We start from the raw sequence: 22,006 nt of genomic DNA, 5'->3' as shown, positions 1-22,006 counted from the left end.
GCCGTCGCTCACGTTGCACCTCTCGTATTAAGCCGAATGCGATAAAGGGATGTCGATGCGCAGATATAGAGCGCGTTGCCGTGCGGCCCGCCGAAGGTGACGTTGGCGACTTTCTCGGGCACGCCGATCCGCGCCAGGCGCGTCCCGTCAGGATGATAGATCTGCACACTATCCTCGCTGCTCGTAAAAACCCAGCCCTGGCGATCGACGCGGAAGCCATCGGCAAGGCCTGGACTCACCACCGCGAAGATGCGTGGATTGACCAACTCGCGCCCTGCCACGACATCGAACGCGACGATGTGATGATTGCCGCTACCGTCCCTGCGCAACGCCGCCGAGGTGTCCGATACGTAAAGCACCGACTCGTCCGGCGAGAACGCAAGGCCGTTCGGCTCTTCGATGAAATCGGATACGACGGAGAGCGTCCGTGTGCGCGGATCGTATCGGAAAACATAGTTGTCGCCGAGTTCGGATTCAGCGACATGGCCCTCGTGATCGGACACGATGCCATACGGCGGATCGGTGAACCAGATCGTGTCGTCACGTTTAACGATGATGTCGTTCGGCGAGTTCAGGCGCTTACCCTCGAAACGATCGACCACGATCTCGTCCTCCGCGAACGGCACGCCATCACGCATACGCGTTCGGACAATGGCTCGCTGCCCGTGCGAACAATGAAGGATGGAGCCGTCGCGCTCGCGAGTATGTCCGTTCGTGAATTCAACGCCTTCACGCCAAACCGTCATTCCGTCGCGTTCGGACCAGCGCAGCATCCGATTGTTGGGAATGTCGCTCCACAGCAGCGCGGCGTCCTCATCGATCCAAACGGGCCCCTCGCCCCATATCGCGCCCGTGCACAAACGCTCGAGCATCGCGCCCGGGGCAAAGAGCGAGCTGGCCCGCGCGTCATACACGGTGATTTCCGTCTCGATCGCATCCATCTCTTTTGAACTCTCGTTGCACATCTGAATAGCCCGCGCCGTTATTTTCCCCAGATCCGACGGTACGCATCGCGATAATGGTTGGCCGGGTCGTAGATGTTGTTCGACTTGACGTCGGAAGCGATGTTTTCCCGTGTCACGAGATGCACCGGCGTGCTGTAGCCGCTCGGCTGCGCGCCGGCGAATGCACGGTTCAACTCGTCGACGAGTTGCCAACCGTGGAGCATCAGCGGCTCGGGAATCGTGCCCACCTGATAACGGTCGCCGCGAATGCGCTGGTAGGCGGATTGACTACCGTCGCCGGCCGATACATTGAACGGCGGGCCGGCCGGCTTTTCGCCCGCGCTCGAAAGCGAGGGCCCCATGAAATCGAAGTAGAGGTCGTTAATTCCGAGCGAATACGTCCACTTGGCACCGTAGCGTTGCAGCAGCGCAGTCGACAGTTGCGGAATGCGCGTCGACGTCTCCGAAAGCGGGGTGTCCTCGACCGCCAGCAGCGCGCAGCCTTTGCATTGCTTGATGACGTTCGCCATCGCGGTCGATTTGGCGACCGCCACCTTGTACAGCGAATCGGTGAAGACAACGACGCCCGCGGTGCCGTTCGACTTGACCACGGCATAGTCGGCTGCCACCTTCGCAACCGCGATCGGATCTGTACTGACGTTCGTGAAAAGGCCGGTCGCCGGGTCCGGGCCCGCCTTGGGCCCCGCATGCCAGCCTACGACTGGAATCTTCAAGCCGCGGGCCTTCTGAATGACGACCGCTTGCTCGGCTGGATCGAAGCCGCCAACAATGATGCCGGCGGGATTGAGCGCCATCGCCTGATTCATGGCGGCCGTGCGCCCGGAGACCGTGCCCTGCCCATCGAGGATGCGCACTTTCCAGCCGATCACGTGAGCGGCCTGCGCCACGCCGTCGCTCACACCCAGTACCCCGCCGTTGCGAAGATCGGACGCCACGTAGACGATGGTCCTGTCGGGCTGCGCCTTCGGCCCGGTCGTCGGGCCGTCCCAGGCCGGCGACGGTTGAACGGCTGCATCGACGACCTTTTGCGCCGTGGCGAGATAATCGTCGGCCGCCATCGCTCGTGTCGCCACGGTGAAGCAAGCAAGCACCGCGACAGCAGCCGCGATCAAGTTGAGGGGCTTGTGAATCGACTGCACGCACTTCATCGTCATGTCTCCGTTGCTGTTCATTGTTGGACTTTCCACGTCATGCCGCGAGCTTCAGTTCTGCTTGACGGTAGGGGCCGCGTTCGAGGCTGTCCTCGATGCAGCGCGTTTCGGCGCCTGCGAGCGTCGGCGGGCGCCATAACCGGCGATGCCGATGGCAACCAATAGCGTCACGCCGTTGAAAAGCGGCTCGACAAAAAATGCGCCGCCCAATTGCTGGATGCCCGAGATGCCTACCGCCAGGACGCCCACGCCAACGAGCGTGCCCCACACGTTCACGCGGCCGGGGCGGATCGTCGTCGAACCCAGAAATGCGCCGACGAGTGCCGGCAGCAGATATTCGAGGCCGACGCTTGCTTGTCCGATTCCGAGCTTCGATGCGAGCACGACACCGGCAAAGGCCGTCAACAATCCCGACGACATGAATGCACCGATGACATAGCGGCGCACAGGAATCCCATTGAGCCCGGCCGCACGCGGATTGGCACCGATCGCATAAAGGAATCGCCCGACGGGAAGATATTCGGTGGCGACCCACAGCAGCAGAGCGATCGCGATCACGTACCACATCGAGATAGGCAGCCCCAACAGCACCGCGCCGTTGATCCGATAAAAGGCGTCCGGCAACGTGCCGACTACCTGCCGCCCGCCGGTGTGCCACAGCGCAATGGCGTAGACGATCGTGCCGCTACCGAGCGTTGCGATGAACGAATCGATCTTCGCCATCTCCACGAGCAGCCCGTTGAGCAGACCAAACCCAAGCCCGAGCAGCAAGACGACCCCGACCGCCACGGGCCACGCCAGGCCAAACCGCGTTTGCAAGGTGATGGTCAAGATGTGCCAGAGCACGATGCCGTAGCCAACCGTCAAATCGATTTTGTTGGTCAACATCGGAATCATCGCGGCCAACGCAAGCATCGCAATGATGGCCTTGTCCGACAGAATCGAGTTCAGATTCATCCGCGTCGGAAACGTATCGGGCAGGACGATCGAAAACAGCACGATCAACGCCACCATCAGGATCGGCAGGCCATACACGGGCAGGATCGTCGAGAGGCCGTGCGAAATCGCACGAGGTGACGATTTATCCTTGGTTTGCGGGATGGAAATCATGATGAGTCCTTTCAATTTTCAAATCGATCAGCCGACCGCGCATTCGTTGGCGGACGCACGCTGCAGCAGCGTTTCGATCGTCAACTCGGCACGCGGGACGCTGTCGATCACGCGCCCCCGGTTGAATATCAAGGCGCGGTGCGCGATGTTCGCCACTTCCTCGAAATCGGTCGAAACGAGCAAGACGGCCACACCGCGTTCGAGCGCCTGGTTCACGAGCGCGTAGATGTCCGCTCTCGCCCCCACATCGACGCCCGCCGTCGGCTCCTCGAGAATCAGCAGTTTGGTTGCAATTTGCAGCCAGCGCGCCATGACGACTTTTTGCTGATTACCGCCGCTGAGATTTTCGATGGCTTTGCTCGGGTCGTTCGGACGCACGCCGAATTGCGACGTCAAGACGAATGCCTGTTGATGCTCATGACGTGCGCTCTTCAATTGGAAGAAGCCACGCCCTATCGCGAGTGGATTGAGAAACAAGTTTTCGCACACCGAGAGCGGCATCGCGAGCGACTCGCCGGTTCGGTCGCCGGCAACGAACCCGATCCCTTGCCGCATCGCATGCCGGGGACTCCGAACGTCGAGCGTTGCACCGCAAAGCTCGATTCGGCCGGCGTCCAACGATGCCTGTCCAAAGAGCGCGCGGCCCACCGTGTCCTGCCCGGCCCCACGCAAGCCTGCGAGCGCAACGATCTCGCCCGCGGCAAGCTCGAGCGAAACGGGCCCCACGTCGCAGAACACGGCATCGCGCAGTGCGAGAACGACGTCCTTGCGGCCTCGGATCTGGGGCACATGGATCGGTTGCGGCTTGCGCCCGACGATCATGCCGACGAGATCTTCGGGGCTCGTCTCCTCGATACGCTTCTGTCCGACGAGCCGGCCATCGCGCATCACCGCCACGCGATCGGCGATTCGGAAGATCTCATCGAGGCGATGCGAGACATAGATCATCCCGACGCCCCGTTCGCGCAGCGACGAGAGCACGGTGAACAGACGCTCGACGTCGTCCTGCGGCAGGCTGGCCGTCGGCTCGTCCAGGACGATCAAGCGGGCGTCCGTGGCCAAAGCCCGCGCGATCGCAAGCAACGATTTTTCGGTTCGTGTGAGTTCGCTGACCGGCGTGTCGGGATCGATATCCGCGTCGACCGACTCGAGCGCTTCCACGGCACGGCTTCGCACGGCGCGCCAGTCGATGAGCCCCCCGCGTCGGGCGAAGCCGCAGCCAAACGCGACGTTCTCCGCCGCGCTCATCCAGTCGATCAGACCGAGGTCCTGATGGATGAATGCGAGGGACTCACGCGATCGTTCGCCCGTGAGCGGCGCACCGCGAAACGTGATCGATCCCGAATCGATCGAATAGACACCGGCGAGTAGTTTGATCAGCGTCGATTTGCCCGCGCCGTTCTCTCCGAGCAGGGCGACCACCGATCCCGCATCGATATCGAGACTGACGTTGTCGACGGCGAGCGTGCCGCCGAAGCGCTTCGTCACGTTGTTGAAGGACAGTAGCGATGACATCCATGTCTCCTCGTGTTGGACCCGCGTCTAGAACGTATGACGCAGGCCCATTCGCACGCCAAGTTGATTTGCGCCACTCGACGCGTCGAACCCTGTGATCTGCGCTTGCGTCGCATCGCCGGCGGCGTGCTGATAGACCGCCATCACGTAGGTATCGGTGCGTTTGGAGAGAAAATAGTCGGCAATCAGATCGAGCTGGTGATACTTCGGCCGGGCTCCGTTCGCATCGTCCTTCCCGGCAAGAAAATCATAGGAGCCGGAGAGAAAGAACGCCGGGGTGAATTGATAACTCGCACCAGCTTCCACATTGTCGAATGCGACGTTGTGCCCGGCATCGCCCGCTGCGAAGACAGTATGCGAAAGATTGAGCAATGCCTTGAGATTGCCGAACGCGTATGAGCCTGCCAGCGCGGCCACGCGTTGGCTCGATGCCTGAGCGAGATAGTTGCCGTAGATGACGTTCGTGAAGGTCGGCGTATTGACGTAGCCATCGACGGCCACAGCCGGATTCTTCACGTTCAAATAGGCGGCGGCGAGCTGAAGCGGTCCGCGTGCATACCCTGCGCCGATGCTCCACACACTATTTTGCGAAAAGCTGCCCGGCACGCCGCCGAAGCTATAAAGACCGCCGAACGTGAAGCCACCGTAATTGGCGCTGGCAAACTTCACACTGTTGTTCACGCGAAATCCGCTGCCCGTATTATCGATGTCTTCGGGATGCGAGAAATACCAGCCACCCCAACGCCCGTTGGAAGAAATCGGCTGGATGTAGTCCACCACGAGGTCGTATTGGCGGCCCAGCGTCACCGTTCCATACGGCGTCGAAAGCCCCATGAATGCCTGGCGTCCGAACTCGCGTCCGCCCGGCCCGGCTTGCCCGGAGAAACCGTCGAAGCCGTTTTCGAGCGTAAAGATGGCTTTCATGCCGCCACCGAGGTCTTCGGTTCCGATGAAGCCCCAGCGGCTACCGGCCACTACGCCGCTGACGGCTTGCCAGCTGTGGGCGCCTCCTTGATTCGTTGCATATGTCACGCCGTTGTCGATGATGCCGTACAGCGTGACGCTGCTTTGCGCCATTGCCAGCGGTGCGAAAAGTGAAATGGGAATGGCGAGCAGTGCAGCACTTCTCATGACGTCTCCTTGCTTGTTTTCGGTACATCGAATTTTTTGCAAGTGTGGACGCCGGACAGTTGCCGCGCTAATCAAAAGTTTTCAGCGATCGATAACCTGTGTTTATAAGCGATTGTGTGTGAACGTCGTGTGGCGCACGTACTACGCGGCTTCCGACTCGTCATGGAAAAGCTGCAGAAAGTGGCGCGCCGGGGCGCTCAACGGCCGATCGCGCCGGATGATGCTGCCGTATGACGGCAGCTTGTGACGGAAGGCGTAGTCGATCGCGGCCACGAGTCCATGCGCGGCATTGACCTGGGCCACGGTAGCCGGGATCGCGCCGAGCATTTGCGAGCGCGACACCAAGCTCATCGTGGTGAGGATCGATCCGGTTTCGATGAGCCCGCGCGGCATCGGACGATGATGCTCGCCGAACTCACGCTCGACGACGTCGCGCGCGGGACTGCCGGTGGGCTGCAGAATCCATGGGTACTCGGAGAGCGTCGCGAAATCGAGATCACGACGCCGAGCCAGCGGATGGTCGACGCCCGAGACGATGGCAAGCGACTCGTCGTCTACGGTGCGAAACAAGTATTCGCTGCGTTCGTGTGCGTCTCGCCCGATCACTACCTCGAGCACGCCTTCGTGCAGTTGCGGCATCAACCGATCGCTCGTATCCACGGCAATTTCGATGGCCAACAACGGAAAGCGCGCCTTCAGCCGCACGAGCGCCTCGGTCAAACGCCCGGGCGTCGCAGCCATGATGCTGCCGATCACGAGCCTCCCCGCGCTGCCTAGCTGCAACTCCGCCAGCTCGCGATTGAGCGACTCCATGCTGCCGCGAATGCCGCGGAAATAACCGAGCACACGCTCGCCCGCCGGATTGAGCTGAAGACTTCGCCCCGTTCGCTCGAAGAGCCGCTGTCCGAGCGCGCTTTCGAGCTCGTGCAGCATTTTGGTCGCCGCCGGCTGCGTGAGCCCGAGCTGGGCTGCAGCGCCGCGCAGCGTCGAACACTCCTCGACAGCGAGCAGCAGTGCGATTTGTCTCATCCGCAGCCGGTTCAGCAATTGCGGCGTCGAGTCTTTTCTATCTATGGAGCCCAAGCTGATTACCTGTGGTTATCGATTCATCAAGAGTTTTCAATTTACGGAAGGGGTGCGTCTACCTAGGATCAACCCTGTATGACATGGCCGACGAACGGCCGACTCAAGGAGATCCTGAATGACCATCGAACATCACGCCGCCCGGTATCGGACGAATTCGGCCGAGGTGAGCGCATGAGCAGCGCATCGCCGCTTCCCGTCGTCGCACTGACGCTCGGCGATCCGGCCGGCATCGGTCCCGAGTTGATCGCGAAGCTGCTCGCCCGGCCCGATGCGGCGATGCACGCGAATATCGTGCTGATCGGCGACCCGTGGTTGTGGGAGGAAGGCCAGCGGCTCGCGCACGTGTCTGTCGAGGTCGAGCCGATCGCTTCGCTCGCCGATGCGCGCCATCGCCCATCGACGCAACGTCCTGCCTTCATCGCGATCGATACGGTCGAGCAAGCGCAGGTCGTGATCGGTCAAGCACGCGCGGCCGGCGGCCGCTCAGTGTTGCAAGTGCTGGACCGCTGCATGGACGCGACGCTCGCGGGCCATGTCGACGCGATTGTCTTCGCACCGCTCAACAAGCATGCGATGAAGCTGGGCGGGCTCACGCACGAGGACGAGCTGCACCACTTCGCCGAGTATCTGGGCGTGAAGCATTACTTTTGCGAGTTCAACACGCTCGGCGACCTCTGGACCGCTCGCATTTCTTCGCACGTACCGCTGAAAGAGGCCGCGGCCTATGTGAATGTCGATCGCATCGTGCAAGCCTCCGAGTTGATTTACAGGTCGCTGCTCGATAACGGCGTCGAATCGCCGAAGGTGGCGATTGCGGCCTTCAATCCGCACGGCGGCGACGGCGGCGTATGCGGCCGCGAGGAAATCGACGTCATCGCGCCCGCCGTACGCGAGCTGCAGGCTCGAGCGTGGCCGACCGATACGCCGTTTCATGGGCCGTTCCCCGCGGACACCATCTTTCTGAAGGCGCAGTCCGGCGAATACCAGGCGATCGTCACGATGTATCACGACCAAGGACAGATCGCGATCAAGCTCATGGGCTTCTCACGCGGGGTAACCGTGCAAGGCGGACTGCCCGTGCCGATCACGACGCCCGCACACGGCACGGCTTACGACATCGCCGGGCTCGGCCGCGCCGACGTGGGCGCGACCTGGCAAGCATTCCAAATCGCGTGCCGCATGGGCGCCGCGCATCGGCGATCCATCGAGGCGGTCAGGGCATAACGGCGGACGCTCCCCGTAGCGATACCTCATGACGAAGCATTACGAAACAACCGAGACATCCGAATGAAAATCAAATCCGTGCGCGCACGCCTTTTCAAATGGAAAGGCAAGACCGTGCCGCCTCAAGGCAATTTCTGCTCGAACGCGATGGACCTGCTCTACGCGCCGCAAGAAACGATGAGCACCTTCCGCTTCCACTCGTGGACGGTCGTCGAAGTCGAGACCGATTCCGGCATCGTCGGTCTCGGCAACGTGGCCCTCGCCCCGCAGGTCGCGAAGGCCATCATCGACGAGTATCTCGCGCCGCTCGTCATCGGTCAGGACCCGTGGGACTACGAGTATCTGAACCAGCGCATGTACCGCGCGACGCACGCATGGGGGCGCAAGGGCATCGGCATGGCCGCGATTTCGGCAGTCGACATCGCGATCTGGGACATCCTCGGCAAGAGCGTCGGCAAGCCCGTGTTCAAGTTGCTCGGCGGCCGCACGAAGGAAAAGATCCCCTGCTACTACTCGAAGCTCTATCGCACCAACCCGAAGGCCATGCAAGAAGAGGCGCAAAAATATCTGGACGAAGGCTTCCGCGCGTTCAAGATGCGCTTCGGCTATGGGCCCGCGCACGGTCAGCAGGGTGTCGTCGAGAATCTGAAATCGGTCGAGGCCGTGCGTGAGGTGATCGGCTACGACAACGATCTGATGCTCGAGTGCTACATGGGATGGAACGTCGAATACGCCAAGCGTATTCTGCCGAAGCTCGAGCAATACCAACCGCGCTGGCTCGAGGAGCCCGTCATCGCGGACGACATCGACGGCTACGCTGAGCTGAATCGGTTGACGAGTATTCCTATCTCGGGCGGGGAGCACGAGTTCTCACTGTACGGCTTCAAGCAGCTGCTCGATCGCAAGGCCGTGTCGGTCGTGCAGTACGACACCAATCGTGTCGGCGGCATCACGATGGCACACAAGATCAACGCGCTGTGCGAAGCGTACAGCGTACCGGTGGTTCCGCACGCCGGCCAAATGCACAACTACCACCTGACGATGAGCACGCTTGCCTCGCCGATGAGCGAGTACTTCCCGATGTTCGACGTCGAGGTGGGCAACGAGCTTTTCTACTACATCTTCGACGGCGAGCCGGTTGCCGAAAGCGGCTTCCTGCAACTGCGCGATGACGTGCCAGGCCTGGGTCTTACGCTGAAGACCGAGTTTCTGGATCAGTTCGAGATCGTGGAGTGACCATGAGCGCACGTTACCAAGGTGTGTTTCCCGTCGCGCCGACGATCTTCAAGGAAGACGGCGCACTCGACCTCGACGGTCAGCGCCGGTGCCTCGATTTCATGATCGATGCAGGCTCGAACGGAATCTGCATTCACGCAAACTATTCGGAACAATTCGCGCTTGGCGATGACGAACGTGATCTGATCACGCGCACGACACTCGAGCATGTTGCCGCCCGGGTACCGGTGATCGTGACGACGTCGCATTTCAGCGCGCGGATTTGTGCCGAGCGTAACCGATATGCGCAAGCGCTCGGTGCGGCTATGGTGATGGTGATGCCGCCCTATCACGGCGCGACGTTCCGCGTACCCGAGGCGCAGATTCAGGCGTTCTTCCGCGAAGCGACGGCCGGGCTGGGCATACCGTTGATGATCCAAGACGCGCCCGCCAGCGGCACGACATTGTCTGCGCCGTTTCTTGCCAAGCTGGCTCGCGAGATCGAAGCGGTGTCGTACTTCAAGATCGAGACCGCCGGCGCGGCCTCGAAGCTGCGCGAGCTCGTCGAGCTGGGCGGCGATGCGATCGAAGGACCTTGGGACGGCGAGGAAGGGATCACGCTGCTTGCCGACTTGGATGCGGGCGCTACAGGCGCGATGACGGGCGCAGGCTACCCGGACGGCATCCGCCAGATCATCGACGCTTACTTCGCGGGCCAACGCGACGAAGCAGTTGCGCAATACGCTCGTTGGCTGCCCCTCATCAACTATGAAAACCGCCAGGCAGGCTTTCTGGCCGCGAAAGCGCTGATGAAGGAAGGCGGCGTGATCGACTGCGACCAGCCACGCTCGCCTTGGCCGGAGCTGCATCCGCAAGTTCGCGCGGGTCTGCTCGACGCGGCTCGCCGGCTCGATCCGCTCGTGCTGTCCTGGGGCCGGTAAGGGAAAGACGGCCAGGCGGCCCTCAAAGGCCGCCGCTACCATGGAAAAAGGAAACACCGATCAGACCGCCGAACACTTCCAATCCGACATACCCGCACGTGTTCCCGAAGTGACTTTCCACACTAGAGTCGACAGTGCGCCGGCCGGGCGACGCCTGTCCGATGCCTTGGTCAATAGATGATGTTGGGGGCGAGTGTCTCGCCCGTCATGAAGCGCCGATGCGACATGTGCTTCAGATCGTCGGAAGCCTGACCGGTTGCGATTGCCTCAGCGAGCATGCGGGCGGCGCCGAGCGAGCTGCTGAAGCCGTGTCCGCTGAAGCCGGTGCACAGATACACGCCGGGATGTTGACTACATTCGGAGACGACCGGAATGCCGTCAGGCGTATTGTCGATGGCGCCGCCCCACGCGATGTCGACTTTCGACGGATCGAACTGCGGAAATACTTTGCGCGCCTCGTCATAGGCGGAGTGCACCAGCGACAGGTCGGGCGCCGGATCGAGCACGCGATTGCGCACGAACGGTGAGCGTCCGAGATGCAGATAGCTGAACTCGCTCCACAGTTGCCGAAAGAACTCGCCGCCGAATTGCACCTTGATGCTGTTGCGGCGGCTCGCATACAGCCCTTTGAAACGCATGCCGTAGCGCAGCGCATTAGGCACCACGTGCACGGTGCCCCGCCCGCTCTTCGCGAGGGTGTAGCCGCCATCGGCACGCTCTCGCAGCGCGAATTCCGGCGCCTTCAGCGGTCCACTGAAGGCGAGACGAATATCGCTGTGCGATTTCGATGCCGACGAATAGACGTTCAGCGTCGGCAGCACGATCTTCTGCTTCAGACAGAAGAGCGACGACCATGCGCCTGCCGCAATCACCACCGCATCGGCGCGCACGCGTCCGCGCTCCGTCTCTATGCCGGCGATGCGGCCCGCCTCGAAAACCAGATCGTTGACCGCGCAGTCCTGCAGAATCGCGACCCCTTGCGCGGCAGCTCGCTGTGCAAGCAGGGGAATCGCGCAAGACGGATCGGCATAACCGTCGTCGAAAGTGCGCACGCCGCCGATCCACGGCGCGCAGCCATCGGCGTAGACCTTGTTCGCTTGCTCGCGCGACAGCATCTCCGCCGCGACGCCGCTGCTGCGCGCAAAATCGCACCACGCATGCCAACCGGCGAGTTCCTCTTCGCTGCGCGTGACGAAAGTGATCCCCGTCTTGCGAAACCCGACGTCGACGCCGATCTCGTCGGCGAGATCCGTCCAGCGCTGCACACTCAGTTTCGCCACGGCCAGCTCGCGCATGTCACGCCCGAGCGTTCGGCACCACCCCCAGTTGCGGCTACTCTGCTCCGCGGCGACATGACCTTTTTCGAAGACCGCGACGTGCTTGCCGAGCCGGTTCAGTTCATAGGCCGTCGCTACGCCCGCCGCGCCGCCGCCGATCACCGCGACGTCCACGTGCGTCGGCAGCGTCACGTCGGTGTTGATTTTCAATAACGGTTGTCTCACTTTTCGGCCGGGTCTTAGGGAAAAAGCGTGCAGTAGGAACATCGCCGACATCGTTGTCTCGATCGACAAAGCGACGCAAAGAAGCGATGTTTCGTCGCTGTTTCGTCGCTTTTGATACGCGTGTCGGTATGCGGATGACGTCGAAGTTTAAGAAGGAGCGTCCGCCATGACAAATTCGCAAGTATTGGGAGGACATGCTTTTTTGATATGGTGAGCGCTGTGCAGCGGGCGGCTCGACACGTGCCTCGAAGATGTCGCGAATAAACAGCCAGGGGTTTAGGTGCGTACCCATATCAAAAAGTGATGGGGGGTCAAATATGGCGTATTTGGATGTGCAGCGGATCCATCAATAAAATGGACCGACTAGCGGCCGGATCAGCGAATGTAGCGACGAGCGCGATCTCCCTGACGCAAGACCGCTGATCACGATGAGACCAGAGGACGACCCCGATGAAAGCCAGCAGAAGAGACTTCCTTGCGATGTTCGCCGCGGCAGGCGCAGCAACCGCCTTGCCGGGCATCGCGATGGCGGACGAGGCGCCGCGCAAGGGCGGCAACGTGCGCATGGCGGTGCAGAACGGTTCGATGTCCGACACGCTCGATCCGGCCAAGGGCGGGCATTCGGGCGATTGGACCAAGCAGTTTTGCGTGTTCAACGCGCTTACCGAGTTCAACGGCACGCTCACGCCCAGCAACGCGCTCGCCGACAAGCTCGAGAGCACCGACGGCATGACGTGGCACATTGGTCTCAAGCAGGGCGTGCATTTCCACGATGGCGCCGAGTTGACCAGTGAAGACGTCGTCTATTCGCTCGCGCGTCACAAGGACCCCGCCACGGCATCGAAGGCCTTCGCGATCGCCAGCGGCTTCAAAGAGATCAAGGCCGCGGGCAAATCTGAACTGACGCTGGTGCTCGACCAGCCGAACTTCGATCTGCCCTCCGTGCTCGGCAGCAGCTACTTCCTGATCGTCAAGAACAACACGAAGGATTTTGCGAAACCGGTGGGCACAGGTCCGTTCATCGTCGACACGTTCACGCCCGGCGGCAAATTCTCCGCCAAGCGCAATCCGAATTACTGGAAGTCGGGCCTGCCTCATCTCGATACCGTCGAGATCATCGGCTTGCCCGATAACAGCGCGCGCGTGAACGCGGTGCTGGCAGGCGACATCGACATTTGCTCGCTGGTCGATCACCGCTATGCCGCACAGGTGAAGAGCAACGCCAACGTGCAGTTGGTGGCCAACAAGCTCGCGATTTACACCGATCTGATCCTGCGCCAGGATCACCCGATCACCGGGAATCCAGACTTCGTCTCGGCCACGCGCTGCCTCCAGGATCGCAAGCGCATGGTGAACGACGTGATGCAGACCTACGGCGTGATCGCCAACGACCATCCGGTCGCGCCGTGGGACCCGTACTACCTCGAAGGCCTGCCCCAACACCAGTTCGATCTCGACAAGGCGAAGTTCCATCTGAAAAAAGGCGGGCTCGTGGGGAAGTCGATGGAAATCTATTGCCAGCCGGGCATTGCGGCAGCCGTGGAAGGCGCGCAGTTCCTGCAAAGCTTCGGCGCACAGGCGGGCTTCAACTTCGTCATACGTCAGGTGCCGACCGATGGCTACTGGTCAACCTACTGGACCAAGCGCCCGATCACCTACGGCTCGATCTCCAACCGGCCGAACGTCGGCATGATCTTCCAGCTGTTCTATTCCTCGAAGTCGCCGACCAATGAAGCGCATTGGCAGAATCCGAAGCTCGACCAACTGCTCAGTGCGGCGCGCGCGGAAGGCGACTTCAACAAGCGCAAGGCGATCTATGGCGACATGCAGACGCTGGTGCACGAAAGCGCCGGCACCGTGATTCCGGTGTTCGACGTCATCCTCGACGGCGTCTCGAAGAAGGTGCGCGGCTACCAATCGAATCCGTCGGGCATGAACATGGGCTACCGGTTCGCCGAAGCGGTCTGGCGCGCCTGAACTCCGTGGCAAGGCAAAATGCCGTTCAGTCGCCAGGCTGAACGGCATTTTTTCGTTGGGAGTTTGCGCTTTGCAGCGGCGTCAGGCCTTCGCGCGCAACGCCGTTTCCTCCAACCAGTTGGCCCGCATCTCGGGCACCGAATCAATCAGCAGCGATGTATACGGGTGCCGTGGCTGGGTGAGCAGCGTGCTGGGGTTGCACGCATCGACCTTCTGGCCTTTGAACAGCACGACGATGTCGTCGCAAATCGAGCGCACGGTCGAAAGATCGTGGCTGATGAACAGATATGACATGTTCAGCTCGTGCCGCAGCTCGACCAGCAGATCGAGGATGGCCGCGCCCACCACGGTATCGAGTGCCGACGTCACTTCGTCGCAGATGATCAGGTCGGGATCGGCCGCCAGCGCGCGCGCCAAGTTGACGCGCTGTTTCTGGCCGCCCGAGAGCTCGGCGGGACGTCGATGCGCAATCGACGATGGCAGCTCCACCAGGTCGAGCAGACGGGCGACGCGCGCCGGCACCTCCTTCGACGCACAGCGTTCGAAATGCCGCAGCGGCCGCGACAGAATCGTCTGGATGTCCTGCGCCGGATTGAGGACCTTGTCGGCGTTCTGGAATACCAATTGAATGCGTCGATATAGACCGCGATCGCGCTTGCCATGCTCACCCGGCAACGGCTTGCCGGCGAAACGGAGAACGCCCCGCGCCGGCGCAAGCATCCCCGCGATCACATAGGCGAGCGTCGACTTGCCCGAGCCCGATTCGCCGATCACACCGAGCGTGGTGCCGCGCCGCAGCGTCAGATTGATGTCGTCCAGGACGCGCACGGACGGCATGCCCGCGCGGTCGCGCTCGCCGTACCCGGCGATTAAATCGCTGATTTCGAGCAATGCCGGTTGCTTTCCGGCCTGATCGGCGTCTTCCTCTGTCAGGCGGCACGACGGCTCGGCAGCGGCCAGCAGGCTGCGCGTGTATGGATGCGCAGGCGCATCGATGATCTGTCCGAGCACGCCCTCTTCCTGAATCTCCCCGTTGCGCAGGACGAGCACGCGATCGGCAATCTGCGCCACCACCGCGAGGTCGTGCGACACATACACCGCGCTGATATGGAACTGTGCGATCGCACGCTTGAACGCGCGCAGCACTTCGATCTGCGTCGTCACGTCGAGCGCCGTGGTCGGCTCGTCGAACACCACGACTTCGGGGTCCGACATCAGCGCCATCGCCGCCATCAGCCGTTGCAGCTGACCGCCCGATACCTGGTGCGGATAACGCTCGCCGATAGCCTCCGGCGACGGCAGCGCGAGCGCGCGGAAGAGCCCGACGGCCTTCTCTCGCGCGGCCTTGCGGCTCATCAGCCGGCGCACGCACACGCCTTCGATCACCTGATCGATGACGCGTAGCGCGGGGTTGAACGACGCCGATGCGCTCTGCGCGACATAGGCGACCCGCCGGCCGCGAAGGTCGCGCAATGCCGCAGGCGCCGCCGCCAGGACATCCGTTCCGCCGACGCCGACGCGCCCCCCAGCGATCCGGCAGCCACGCCGAGCGTAGCCGAGCAACGTCAGCGCAATCGTCGTTTTGCCCGAGCCGGATTCGCCGATCAGCGCGAGCACTTCGCCGCGCCGGATCGAGAAGCTGACGTCTTTGACGATCGGTATTTCGGCGCCATCGTCACCACGTGCGACGACCTGCAGATTGGCAACTTCTACGAGACATTCGGTCGACATGGCTTATCCCCGTGCGCCGCCGCGCCTGCGCACGGCCAGACTGTCGATCAGGAGGTTGACGCCGATCGTCAGCGTGGCGATCGCGAGCGCCGGCATGATCACCGCCGGCGCACCGAAAGAAAGACCCGAGAGGTTCTCGCGCACAAGCGATCCCCAGTCGGCATACGGCGGCTGCACGCCAAGGCCGAGGAAGCTCAGGCCGCTCAGCATCAGCACGTTGTAGACGAAACGCAGGCCGAAGTCGGTCAGCATCGGATGAATCATGTTGGGCAGGATCTCGCGGCATGCGATATGGAAGGCGCTTTCGCCGTTCAGGCGCGCGACCGTGACGTATTCCATCGCATTGATGCCGACCGCCTGAGAATGCGCGATACGGAATGCGCCCGGCATGTAAATGACGCCAGCCGTCAGCACCAACACACGCAGATCCGAACCGTAGATAGCGATGACGAGCAGCGCGAGGATCTTGCTCGGTGTAACGAGTAACGCATCGACGATGCGGCAGACGATCTCGTCGAACCAGTTGCCGATCACTGTCGACACCAGCGCGAGCAGCGTGCCGCTCACGCTCGCGATGACGGTGGCGGCAAGCGCGAGCCCGATCGAATAGCGCGCGCCGTACAGAATGCGGCTCAGCAGGTCGCGGCCCAGGAAGTCGGTGCCGAGCGGATATGCAAGACTGCTCGATGCGAACACCTTCCCGCCGCTCATGTCCATCATGCCGTAAGGCGCGATGAAGGAACCGAAAATGGCGATGAGGACCCACGCGAGCGAAAGGAAAAGACCGATGCGGCCGAGCCCGCTCAGGGACATGAAGAAGCGCCCGATCCGGCGCGGCGAAAGAAGGAAGGTCATGGCGTCACCGCAATTTCGGGTTGCAGACGATCGTAGCGATGTCCGCAAGCAATAGCAGAAGCAGATAACAGGTGCTGAAGAACAGCACGCAGAACTGGACGATTGGCAGATCGCGGTTGCTGACCGCGTCGACCAGCGTGCTGGCAAGCCCCGGGTAGGAGAAGATCGCCTCGACGATGATGACGCCGCCGAGCAGATACGATAGGCTCAGCGCCATCGCATTGACGATCGGTCCGATCGCGTTGGGCAGCGCATGGCACAACACGGTGCGCGACGGACGCAGGCCCTTGAGCACGGTCATCTCCGCATACGGCGCATCGAGTTCGTTGACGAGCGCCGCGCGCGTCATCCGCGCCATCTGCGCGACCACGACGCAACACAGCACCAGCACCGGCAAACTGTACGACTTGAAGAACTCGCCGACGCTCGACACATCGGGATTGACCGACACGGCCGACACCCAGTGCAGCTTGACCGCGAACAGCAGCACGGCGAGCGTGGCGAGCAGGAATTCGGGGACGGCGACCACCGACATCGTCAAGACCCCGATCACCCGGTCGAGCAGTGTGCCGCGCACCATCGCCGCGACGATGCCGAGCACCAGCGCGATCGGCACCGAGGTAGCGGTCGCCGCGCCGGCCAGCATCAGCGTATTCGGAATGCGCGCCAGCACGATGCTTTTGACCGGCACTTGCGCCGCGTACGAAATCCCGAAGTTGCCGCTCATCATCCCGCCGAGCCACGTGAAGAAGCGCAGCAGCAGCGGTTCGTCGAGCCCCAGCTCCTTGCGCAGCATCGCCACCGTTTCAGGCGTGGCGTACTGGCCCAACGCCATCTGGGCCGCGTCGCCCGGCAGCAAGCTGGCCATGAAGAAGACGAGCGCGGAAACCAGAAACAGCGTGAGCGCACCAATTGCGATGCGGCGGCTCACCATGCGCAGCACGACGCGATTCATATTTCACCTCGGTAACCTCGGTATTCAGGTGCGCCGGTCCGGCTTTGCGAGACGCCGGACCGGATCGCGCTCGAAACAACCGCTCCGCTGTCAGGGCATCATGAGATCGCGTCCTTGAAGCGGAAATACGCGCCCACCAGGGGCAGGAACCATTCGCGCCCCGCGTAGCCCGGCAAGGCCTTCCAGTCCTCACGCGCCCACGGATTGGCGCGCGCGCCGCCCATCACGATATCGGCCATCACGTCGCCCATGTAGGTCGACATCTGCGTGCCGTGTCCGCTGTAGGCAACCGAATAATAAAGCCCCTCGTGCTTGCCCGCCGACGGCAGACGATCCGCGGTCGCCTCGACGAGGCCGCCCCAGCAATACTCGATGCGCACGTCGCGGAAATCCGGCAGCAGCTTGTCCAGCGACTCTTTCAGAATCCGTCCGCTCTTGCGGTCCGAAGCGGGATTGCTGCGCGCGAATTGTGCGCGGCCGCCCCACACCAGCCGGTCGTCGTCCGTCGTCCGGAAGTAGTTGCCGAAGTTCAGGCTCGTCACGTAGTTGCGGCGGTTGGGCAGCGCGCGGTCGAGCAGTTGCGGAATCGGTTCCGTGACGATCACGAAACTGCCGACCGGCACGATGCGGCGTTGCCACCAGCCAAACGGCCCATGATTCGAGCAGCCGGTGGCGAGCAGCACTCGTCCTGCCTCGATCTCGCCTTTCGCCGTCACGATGCGGTGCCGGTCTCCGCCGAGCGGGACGAGCTTCGTGACCGCCGCATGCTCGAAGACGCGCGCGCCGTGACGTGCCGCCGCCGTCGCCAGTCCGGTGCCGAAGCGGCCCATGTGCATCTGGCCGCCACGCCGATCGAGCATGCCGCCATGAAACGCATCCGAGGCGATCTCGCGGCGCACGTCGCTGGCCGACAGCAATTCGACATCCGAAAGCAGATGCTTGCGCAACGCTTCGTGGTTGCGCGCGATGCCGGCCATATGGCTCGGCTTGCTGGCGAGCTTGAGCTTGCCGTGACGAACGAAGCTGCAATCGATCTGTTCGCGGCTGACCAGTTGCTCGACGTAATCGACCGCGTCGGTGTAGGTCTGATAATACTGCTTCGCAAGCTGCTCGCCGTAGCGCCCGATCAGATCCGGCAGGCTCTGCGAGGTGCCCGGGCTGCAATGTCCGCCGTTGCGGCCCGAGGCTTCGCCGTGGATGCGCGACGCTTCGAGCAGCACCACGTCGACGCCCTTGCGCGCGAGCGACAGCGCCGCCGACAGCCCCGTGAAGCCGCCGCCGATCACCACGACGTCCGCACGCGCCGGCAGGTCGCCGGTCGCGCCGGCCTCGAAGCGCGGCGCTGTTGCCAGCCAGAAAGATTCGAGTCTCATAGCCCGACGACGGCGGCAAGACCACCGATATCCTTGATTTCCGTATAGCCGTAAAACGGATTGGCCGGCTCGTGGCCGCGGTTGACCCACACCTTGTTCCTGATGCCCATGTCGTGCGCGGTCATCAAGTCGTAGCGGAAGCTCGACGACACGTGCAGGATGTCTTCCGGACCGCAGTTCAACTGGTCGAGCAGATACTCGAACGCCTTCATCTGCGGTTTGTACGCCTGCGCCTGTTCGGCCGTGTAGACCGCATGGAACGGCGCGCCCATGCGCGCTATGTTGTGAGGAATCTGCACGTTCGACGCATTCGTCAGGCCGACCAGCGGGAATTCCTTCGCGACCTTGGCGAGACCGGTGGGCACGTCCGGGTGCGGCCCCCAGCCCGGCACCTGATCGTAGATGGCCTTGCCGTCGCCTTCCCGATATTCGACGCCAAAGCGTTTGCAGGTACGGCGGATGGCGTTGTCGACCACCTGTTCGTACGGCTTCCACGCACCCAACACTTCGTCCAGACGGTAAGCGGCGAAGGCGTCGGTGAACGCGCGCATGCGCGCGGCAGGCACACGGTCCTCATAGAGCGCGCTCGCGGCCGGCGCCATCTCGAAGTAGATCAGCGTGCCGTAGCAATCGAAGGTGATGTACTTGGGCTTGAACAACGACATGTTATTTCCTCGGCAATTGGGGCGCGTCGCCCGGAATTAGAAATCGATGAGTACCGACTTGTAGCGAAGACTGCCTTCGAAGGCTTGGCGGCCCAGATCCTTGCCCATGCCCGATCCCTTGAAACCGCCGGTCGGGATGATGAAGTCCCAGGTGCGGCCGAAACGGTTCACCCACACGGTGCCCGCCTGGATGCGGCGCGTCGCCCGCAGCGCCCGGCCGAGGTCGAGCGTATGGACGGCCGCCGCCAGGCCGTAGCTGGCGTGATCGGCGAGCGCGAGGGCTTCCTCTTCGTCGTCGAAGGTCTGCACGGTCAACACCGGGCCGAAGATTTCTTCGCGCACCGCGAGCGACCGACTCGTCACGTCGGCGAGCAGCGTCGGACGGTAGTAATAACCCTCGCTGTCGTGCTCGAAGAAATCGGCGCCGCACAGCGCGCTTGCGCCTTCGTCCATGGTCTGCCTGACCGCCGCGTGGATGTTGCGGGCCTGCTGCCCGTTGATGATAGGCGGAAAGCAACTCGGTTCACGCCAGGTCGGTCCTGGCCGCAGCGCGTCGATCTTCGCGATGATCGCTTCGATCAACGGCCCGGCGATGCCGCGCTGCGCGATCAGCCGCGTGCCGGACACACAGGCCTGCCCCGCATTCGACGTGAACCCGCGCACGACGCGGCCGGCGACCGCGTCGATGTCGCCGGCGTCGTCGAACACCACTTGTGGGCTCTTGCCGCCGAGTTCGAGCGTGACCGGCTTCGTGCCGTGATGCGCCGCCTCGCTCATGATCGCGGCGCCCGTGCGGGTCGAACCGGTGAACGACACCTTGCCGACGAGCGGATGCCTCACGAGCGCCGCGCCCGCGCCGGCACCGCGGCCCTGCACGATGTTGAACACCCCCGCCGGCAAGCCCGCTTCGATCGCGAGTTCGGCGAGACGCATCACCGAATAAGGCGTCAGCTCGGACGGCTTGAGCACCATCGCGTTGCCGGCCGCGAGCGCGGGCGCGCATTTCCACGAAGCCATCGAAAGCGGGAAATTCCACGGCGCGATGGCCGCCACCACGCCATACGGCTCCGGCAGGACGAGGCCCAGGCTGTGGTGCGTCGTCGGCACTGCGTCGCCGCCGAACTTGTCGGCGCACTCAGCGAAGAAGCGGATGCACTCCGCGGTGAACGGCACATCGAAGGCGCGCGCTTCAGCAATGGGCCGGGTCGAGCCGATCGCCTCGAGACGCCCGAGAGAATCCGCGTTCGCGTCGATCAGGTCGGCCCAGCGCGACAGCACGCGGGCGCGCTCGCGCGGCGCACGCGTGCCCCAGCCGCTTGCGAGCCAGCTGCGGTGGGCATCGCACACGGCCTGATCGACGAGATCGTCGGAGGCGTCGGGCAGCGTGCCCATCACGCCACCATCGGAGGGGCGCAGGACCTCCAGCTCCTCACGGCCATCGACGCGTTTGCCGCCAATGAAGTGTCCGCTTGGAACCGGGATGTGAGGTGAAGTGTCGCCCTTCATGTCGTTCATAGGGACCCGGTCATGTCCATGGGATGAGCGCCGCTGTGCGCGTGTCATATCGGCGTTTCATCAAGTTACGGCGAGTGTAAGAACGACAATTTTCTTTGACAAATACGCATATAATCGTAGGCCATACATTTTTGATATGGCCCGCCCGATGCTGAATTTTCGCGAAGTTCAGGCCTTTCGCGCGGTCATGTTGTCGGGTTCGATGACGCAGGCCGCAAAAGATCTGCACACGTCGCAATCGAACATCAGCCGTGTCATCGGCCAACTGGAACGGCGTCTCGGCATCAAGCTGTTCGAACGCCAGATCGGCAAGCTGATGCCCACGCTCGAAGGCCAGGTGTTCTTCCGCGACGTCGAACATACGTTCGCGAGTCTGCGCGGGCTCGAGGAAAAAGCCGAATCCATTCGAAAACGCGGCAGCGGCCGTCTGCGTGTCGCGGCCGTGCCATCCATGGCGATCGTCGCCGTACCGGATGCCATTCACGTTTTCGCGCAGCGTTATCCCGATGTCGACGTCACGTTGCAGGTCGCCGATTCGCTGACCGTGTGCCAGTGGCTCGCAACCGGCTATGCCGATGTCGGCATCGCCTCCGAGATCTTCAACGGAACGAGTGTCGCGTCGGAGGTGGCGCGCAAGAGCCGGGGGGTGTGCATCGTGCCGAGCGATCACCGGCTCGCCGAGCGCGGTGGCACGGTCACGCCGGCGGACCTCGTCGGCGAACGCTTTCTGTCGCTCAAATCGAGCGACGTGATGCGCAAGCGGATCGACGACGCCTGTCAAATCGACGGCGAAGACAAGCGCATCCTCGCCTACGAATCGCATTTCGCCGCGGCGATCTGCCGGATGGTTGCGTGCGGTTTGGGCGTGAGCGTCATGAATCAACTGGTCGCGCGCGAATACGCGAGCCAGCTCGCCATCCTGCCGTTCTCGAAGCGCATCGAGTTCTCCACTTACGTCGTCTATCCGCTCAACATTCCCATGAACATGCTGGCGAAGTCCTTCGCCGACGCGTTCAGGGAAAGCAGCGGCTGACGGCGTGCTGCAGGACCGGTCTGCCGCGCGGGCAGCACCGCCGCCCGCTCTCGCAGCGCCGG

The 22,006-nt window shown here is 62.7% G+C and carries 18 protein-coding genes; 5 read left to right on the top strand and 13 right to left on the bottom strand.

All coding sequences use genetic code 11. The features are described from left to right. Positions 1 to 8: 8 nt before the first annotated feature. The 6 genes from ACO1XS_RS21520 to ACO1XS_RS21495 all read right to left on the bottom strand — a co-directional run bounded on the left by ACO1XS_RS21520 (position 9) and on the right by ACO1XS_RS21495 (position 6,955). On the bottom strand, positions 9 to 941 hold the full coding sequence (locus tag ACO1XS_RS21520; protein WP_331568320.1) for an SMP-30/gluconolactonase/LRE family protein: 933 nt from the start codon (positions 939 to 941) through the stop codon (positions 9 to 11). A gap of 41 nt (positions 942 to 982) precedes the next feature. Further along, the gene (locus ACO1XS_RS21515) at positions 983 to 2,137 is read right to left on the bottom strand and encodes an ABC transporter substrate-binding protein (RefSeq protein WP_331568321.1); all 1,155 of its coding nucleotides are present in this window, start codon (positions 2,135 to 2,137) and stop codon (positions 983 to 985) included. Between the two features lie 30 nt (positions 2,138 to 2,167). After that, complete coding sequence (locus ACO1XS_RS21510) at positions 2,168 to 3,226, bottom strand: ABC transporter permease (protein ID WP_331568322.1); 1,059 nt, start codon at positions 3,224 to 3,226, stop codon at positions 2,168 to 2,170. A 27-nt stretch (positions 3,227 to 3,253) separates the two neighbouring features. Continuing rightward, complete coding sequence (locus ACO1XS_RS21505) at positions 3,254 to 4,741, bottom strand: sugar ABC transporter ATP-binding protein (RefSeq protein ID WP_331568323.1); 1,488 nt, start codon at positions 4,739 to 4,741, stop codon at positions 3,254 to 3,256. Positions 4,742 to 4,768: 27 nt separating this feature from the next. Next, a complete protein-coding gene (locus ACO1XS_RS21500) occupies positions 4,769 to 5,872 on the bottom strand; it encodes a porin (protein WP_331568324.1) in 1,104 nt (367 codons plus the stop codon). 141 nt (positions 5,873 to 6,013) lie between these two features. Continuing rightward, positions 6,014 to 6,955 (bottom strand): LysR family transcriptional regulator, encoded by a 942-nt coding sequence (locus tag ACO1XS_RS21495; protein WP_331568325.1) that lies wholly within the window; start codon positions 6,953 to 6,955, stop codon positions 6,014 to 6,016. Between the two features lie 174 nt (positions 6,956 to 7,129). On the opposite strand from ACO1XS_RS21495, the gene ACO1XS_RS21490 reads away from it, so the two are divergent. The 3 genes from ACO1XS_RS21490 to ACO1XS_RS21480 all read left to right on the top strand — a co-directional run bounded on the left by ACO1XS_RS21490 (position 7,130) and on the right by ACO1XS_RS21480 (position 10,338). Next, on the top strand, positions 7,130 to 8,182 hold the full coding sequence (locus ACO1XS_RS21490) for a 4-hydroxythreonine-4-phosphate dehydrogenase PdxA (RefSeq protein WP_331568326.1): 1,053 nt from the start codon (positions 7,130 to 7,132) through the stop codon (positions 8,180 to 8,182). Positions 8,183 to 8,245: 63 nt separating this feature from the next. After that, complete coding sequence (locus ACO1XS_RS21485) at positions 8,246 to 9,418, top strand: L-rhamnonate dehydratase (protein ID WP_331568327.1); 1,173 nt, start codon at positions 8,246 to 8,248, stop codon at positions 9,416 to 9,418. Between the two features lie 2 nt (positions 9,419 to 9,420). Beyond that, positions 9,421 to 10,338 (top strand): dihydrodipicolinate synthase family protein, encoded by a 918-nt coding sequence (locus ACO1XS_RS21480; RefSeq protein ID WP_331568328.1) that lies wholly within the window; start codon positions 9,421 to 9,423, stop codon positions 10,336 to 10,338. A gap of 170 nt (positions 10,339 to 10,508) precedes the next feature. On the opposite strand, the gene ACO1XS_RS21475 is transcribed toward ACO1XS_RS21480, so the two are convergent. Next, a complete protein-coding gene (locus ACO1XS_RS21475; protein WP_414720197.1) occupies positions 10,509 to 11,882 on the bottom strand; it encodes an NAD(P)/FAD-dependent oxidoreductase in 1,374 nt (457 codons plus the stop codon). Positions 11,883 to 12,290: 408 nt separating this feature from the next. On the opposite strand from ACO1XS_RS21475, the gene ACO1XS_RS21470 reads away from it, so the two are divergent. Next, a complete protein-coding gene (locus ACO1XS_RS21470) occupies positions 12,291 to 13,817 on the top strand; it encodes an ABC transporter substrate-binding protein (RefSeq protein ID WP_331568330.1) in 1,527 nt (508 codons plus the stop codon). Positions 13,818 to 13,898: 81 nt separating this feature from the next. On the opposite strand, the gene ACO1XS_RS21465 is transcribed toward ACO1XS_RS21470, so the two are convergent. The 6 genes from ACO1XS_RS21465 to ACO1XS_RS21440 all read right to left on the bottom strand — a co-directional run bounded on the left by ACO1XS_RS21465 (position 13,899) and on the right by ACO1XS_RS21440 (position 20,911). Further along, positions 13,899 to 15,548, bottom strand: a complete 1,650-nt coding sequence (locus tag ACO1XS_RS21465) for an ABC transporter ATP-binding protein (RefSeq protein WP_331568331.1) — start codon at positions 15,546 to 15,548, stop codon at positions 13,899 to 13,901. 3 nt (positions 15,549 to 15,551) lie between these two features. Beyond that, the gene (locus tag ACO1XS_RS21460) at positions 15,552 to 16,403 is read right to left on the bottom strand and encodes an ABC transporter permease (protein ID WP_331568332.1); all 852 of its coding nucleotides are present in this window, start codon (positions 16,401 to 16,403) and stop codon (positions 15,552 to 15,554) included. A 4-nt stretch (positions 16,404 to 16,407) separates the two neighbouring features. After that, complete coding sequence (locus tag ACO1XS_RS21455) at positions 16,408 to 17,358, bottom strand: ABC transporter permease (RefSeq protein WP_331568333.1); 951 nt, start codon at positions 17,356 to 17,358, stop codon at positions 16,408 to 16,410. A gap of 98 nt (positions 17,359 to 17,456) precedes the next feature. Then, the gene (locus ACO1XS_RS21450) at positions 17,457 to 18,731 is read right to left on the bottom strand and encodes an NAD(P)/FAD-dependent oxidoreductase (RefSeq protein WP_331568334.1); all 1,275 of its coding nucleotides are present in this window, start codon (positions 18,729 to 18,731) and stop codon (positions 17,457 to 17,459) included. After that, entirely contained in the window at positions 18,728 to 19,396 is a 669-nt protein-coding gene (locus ACO1XS_RS21445; protein WP_331568335.1) for a haloacid dehalogenase type II, read from the bottom strand. Before ACO1XS_RS21445 ends, ACO1XS_RS21450 begins: the two co-directional genes overlap by 4 nt. A gap of 36 nt (positions 19,397 to 19,432) precedes the next feature. Further along, positions 19,433 to 20,911, bottom strand: a complete 1,479-nt coding sequence (locus tag ACO1XS_RS21440) for an aldehyde dehydrogenase family protein (protein ID WP_331568336.1) — start codon at positions 20,909 to 20,911, stop codon at positions 19,433 to 19,435. A 148-nt stretch (positions 20,912 to 21,059) separates the two neighbouring features. Between ACO1XS_RS21440 and ACO1XS_RS21435 the strand changes: the two genes are divergently transcribed. Beyond that, complete coding sequence (locus ACO1XS_RS21435) at positions 21,060 to 21,944, top strand: LysR substrate-binding domain-containing protein (RefSeq protein ID WP_331568337.1); 885 nt, start codon at positions 21,060 to 21,062, stop codon at positions 21,942 to 21,944. The last annotated feature ends 62 nt before the right edge of the window (positions 21,945 to 22,006 follow it).

This window comes from Trinickia sp., assembly GCF_057351765.1.
This window is presented reverse-complemented; position numbering and strand designations above follow the sequence as displayed.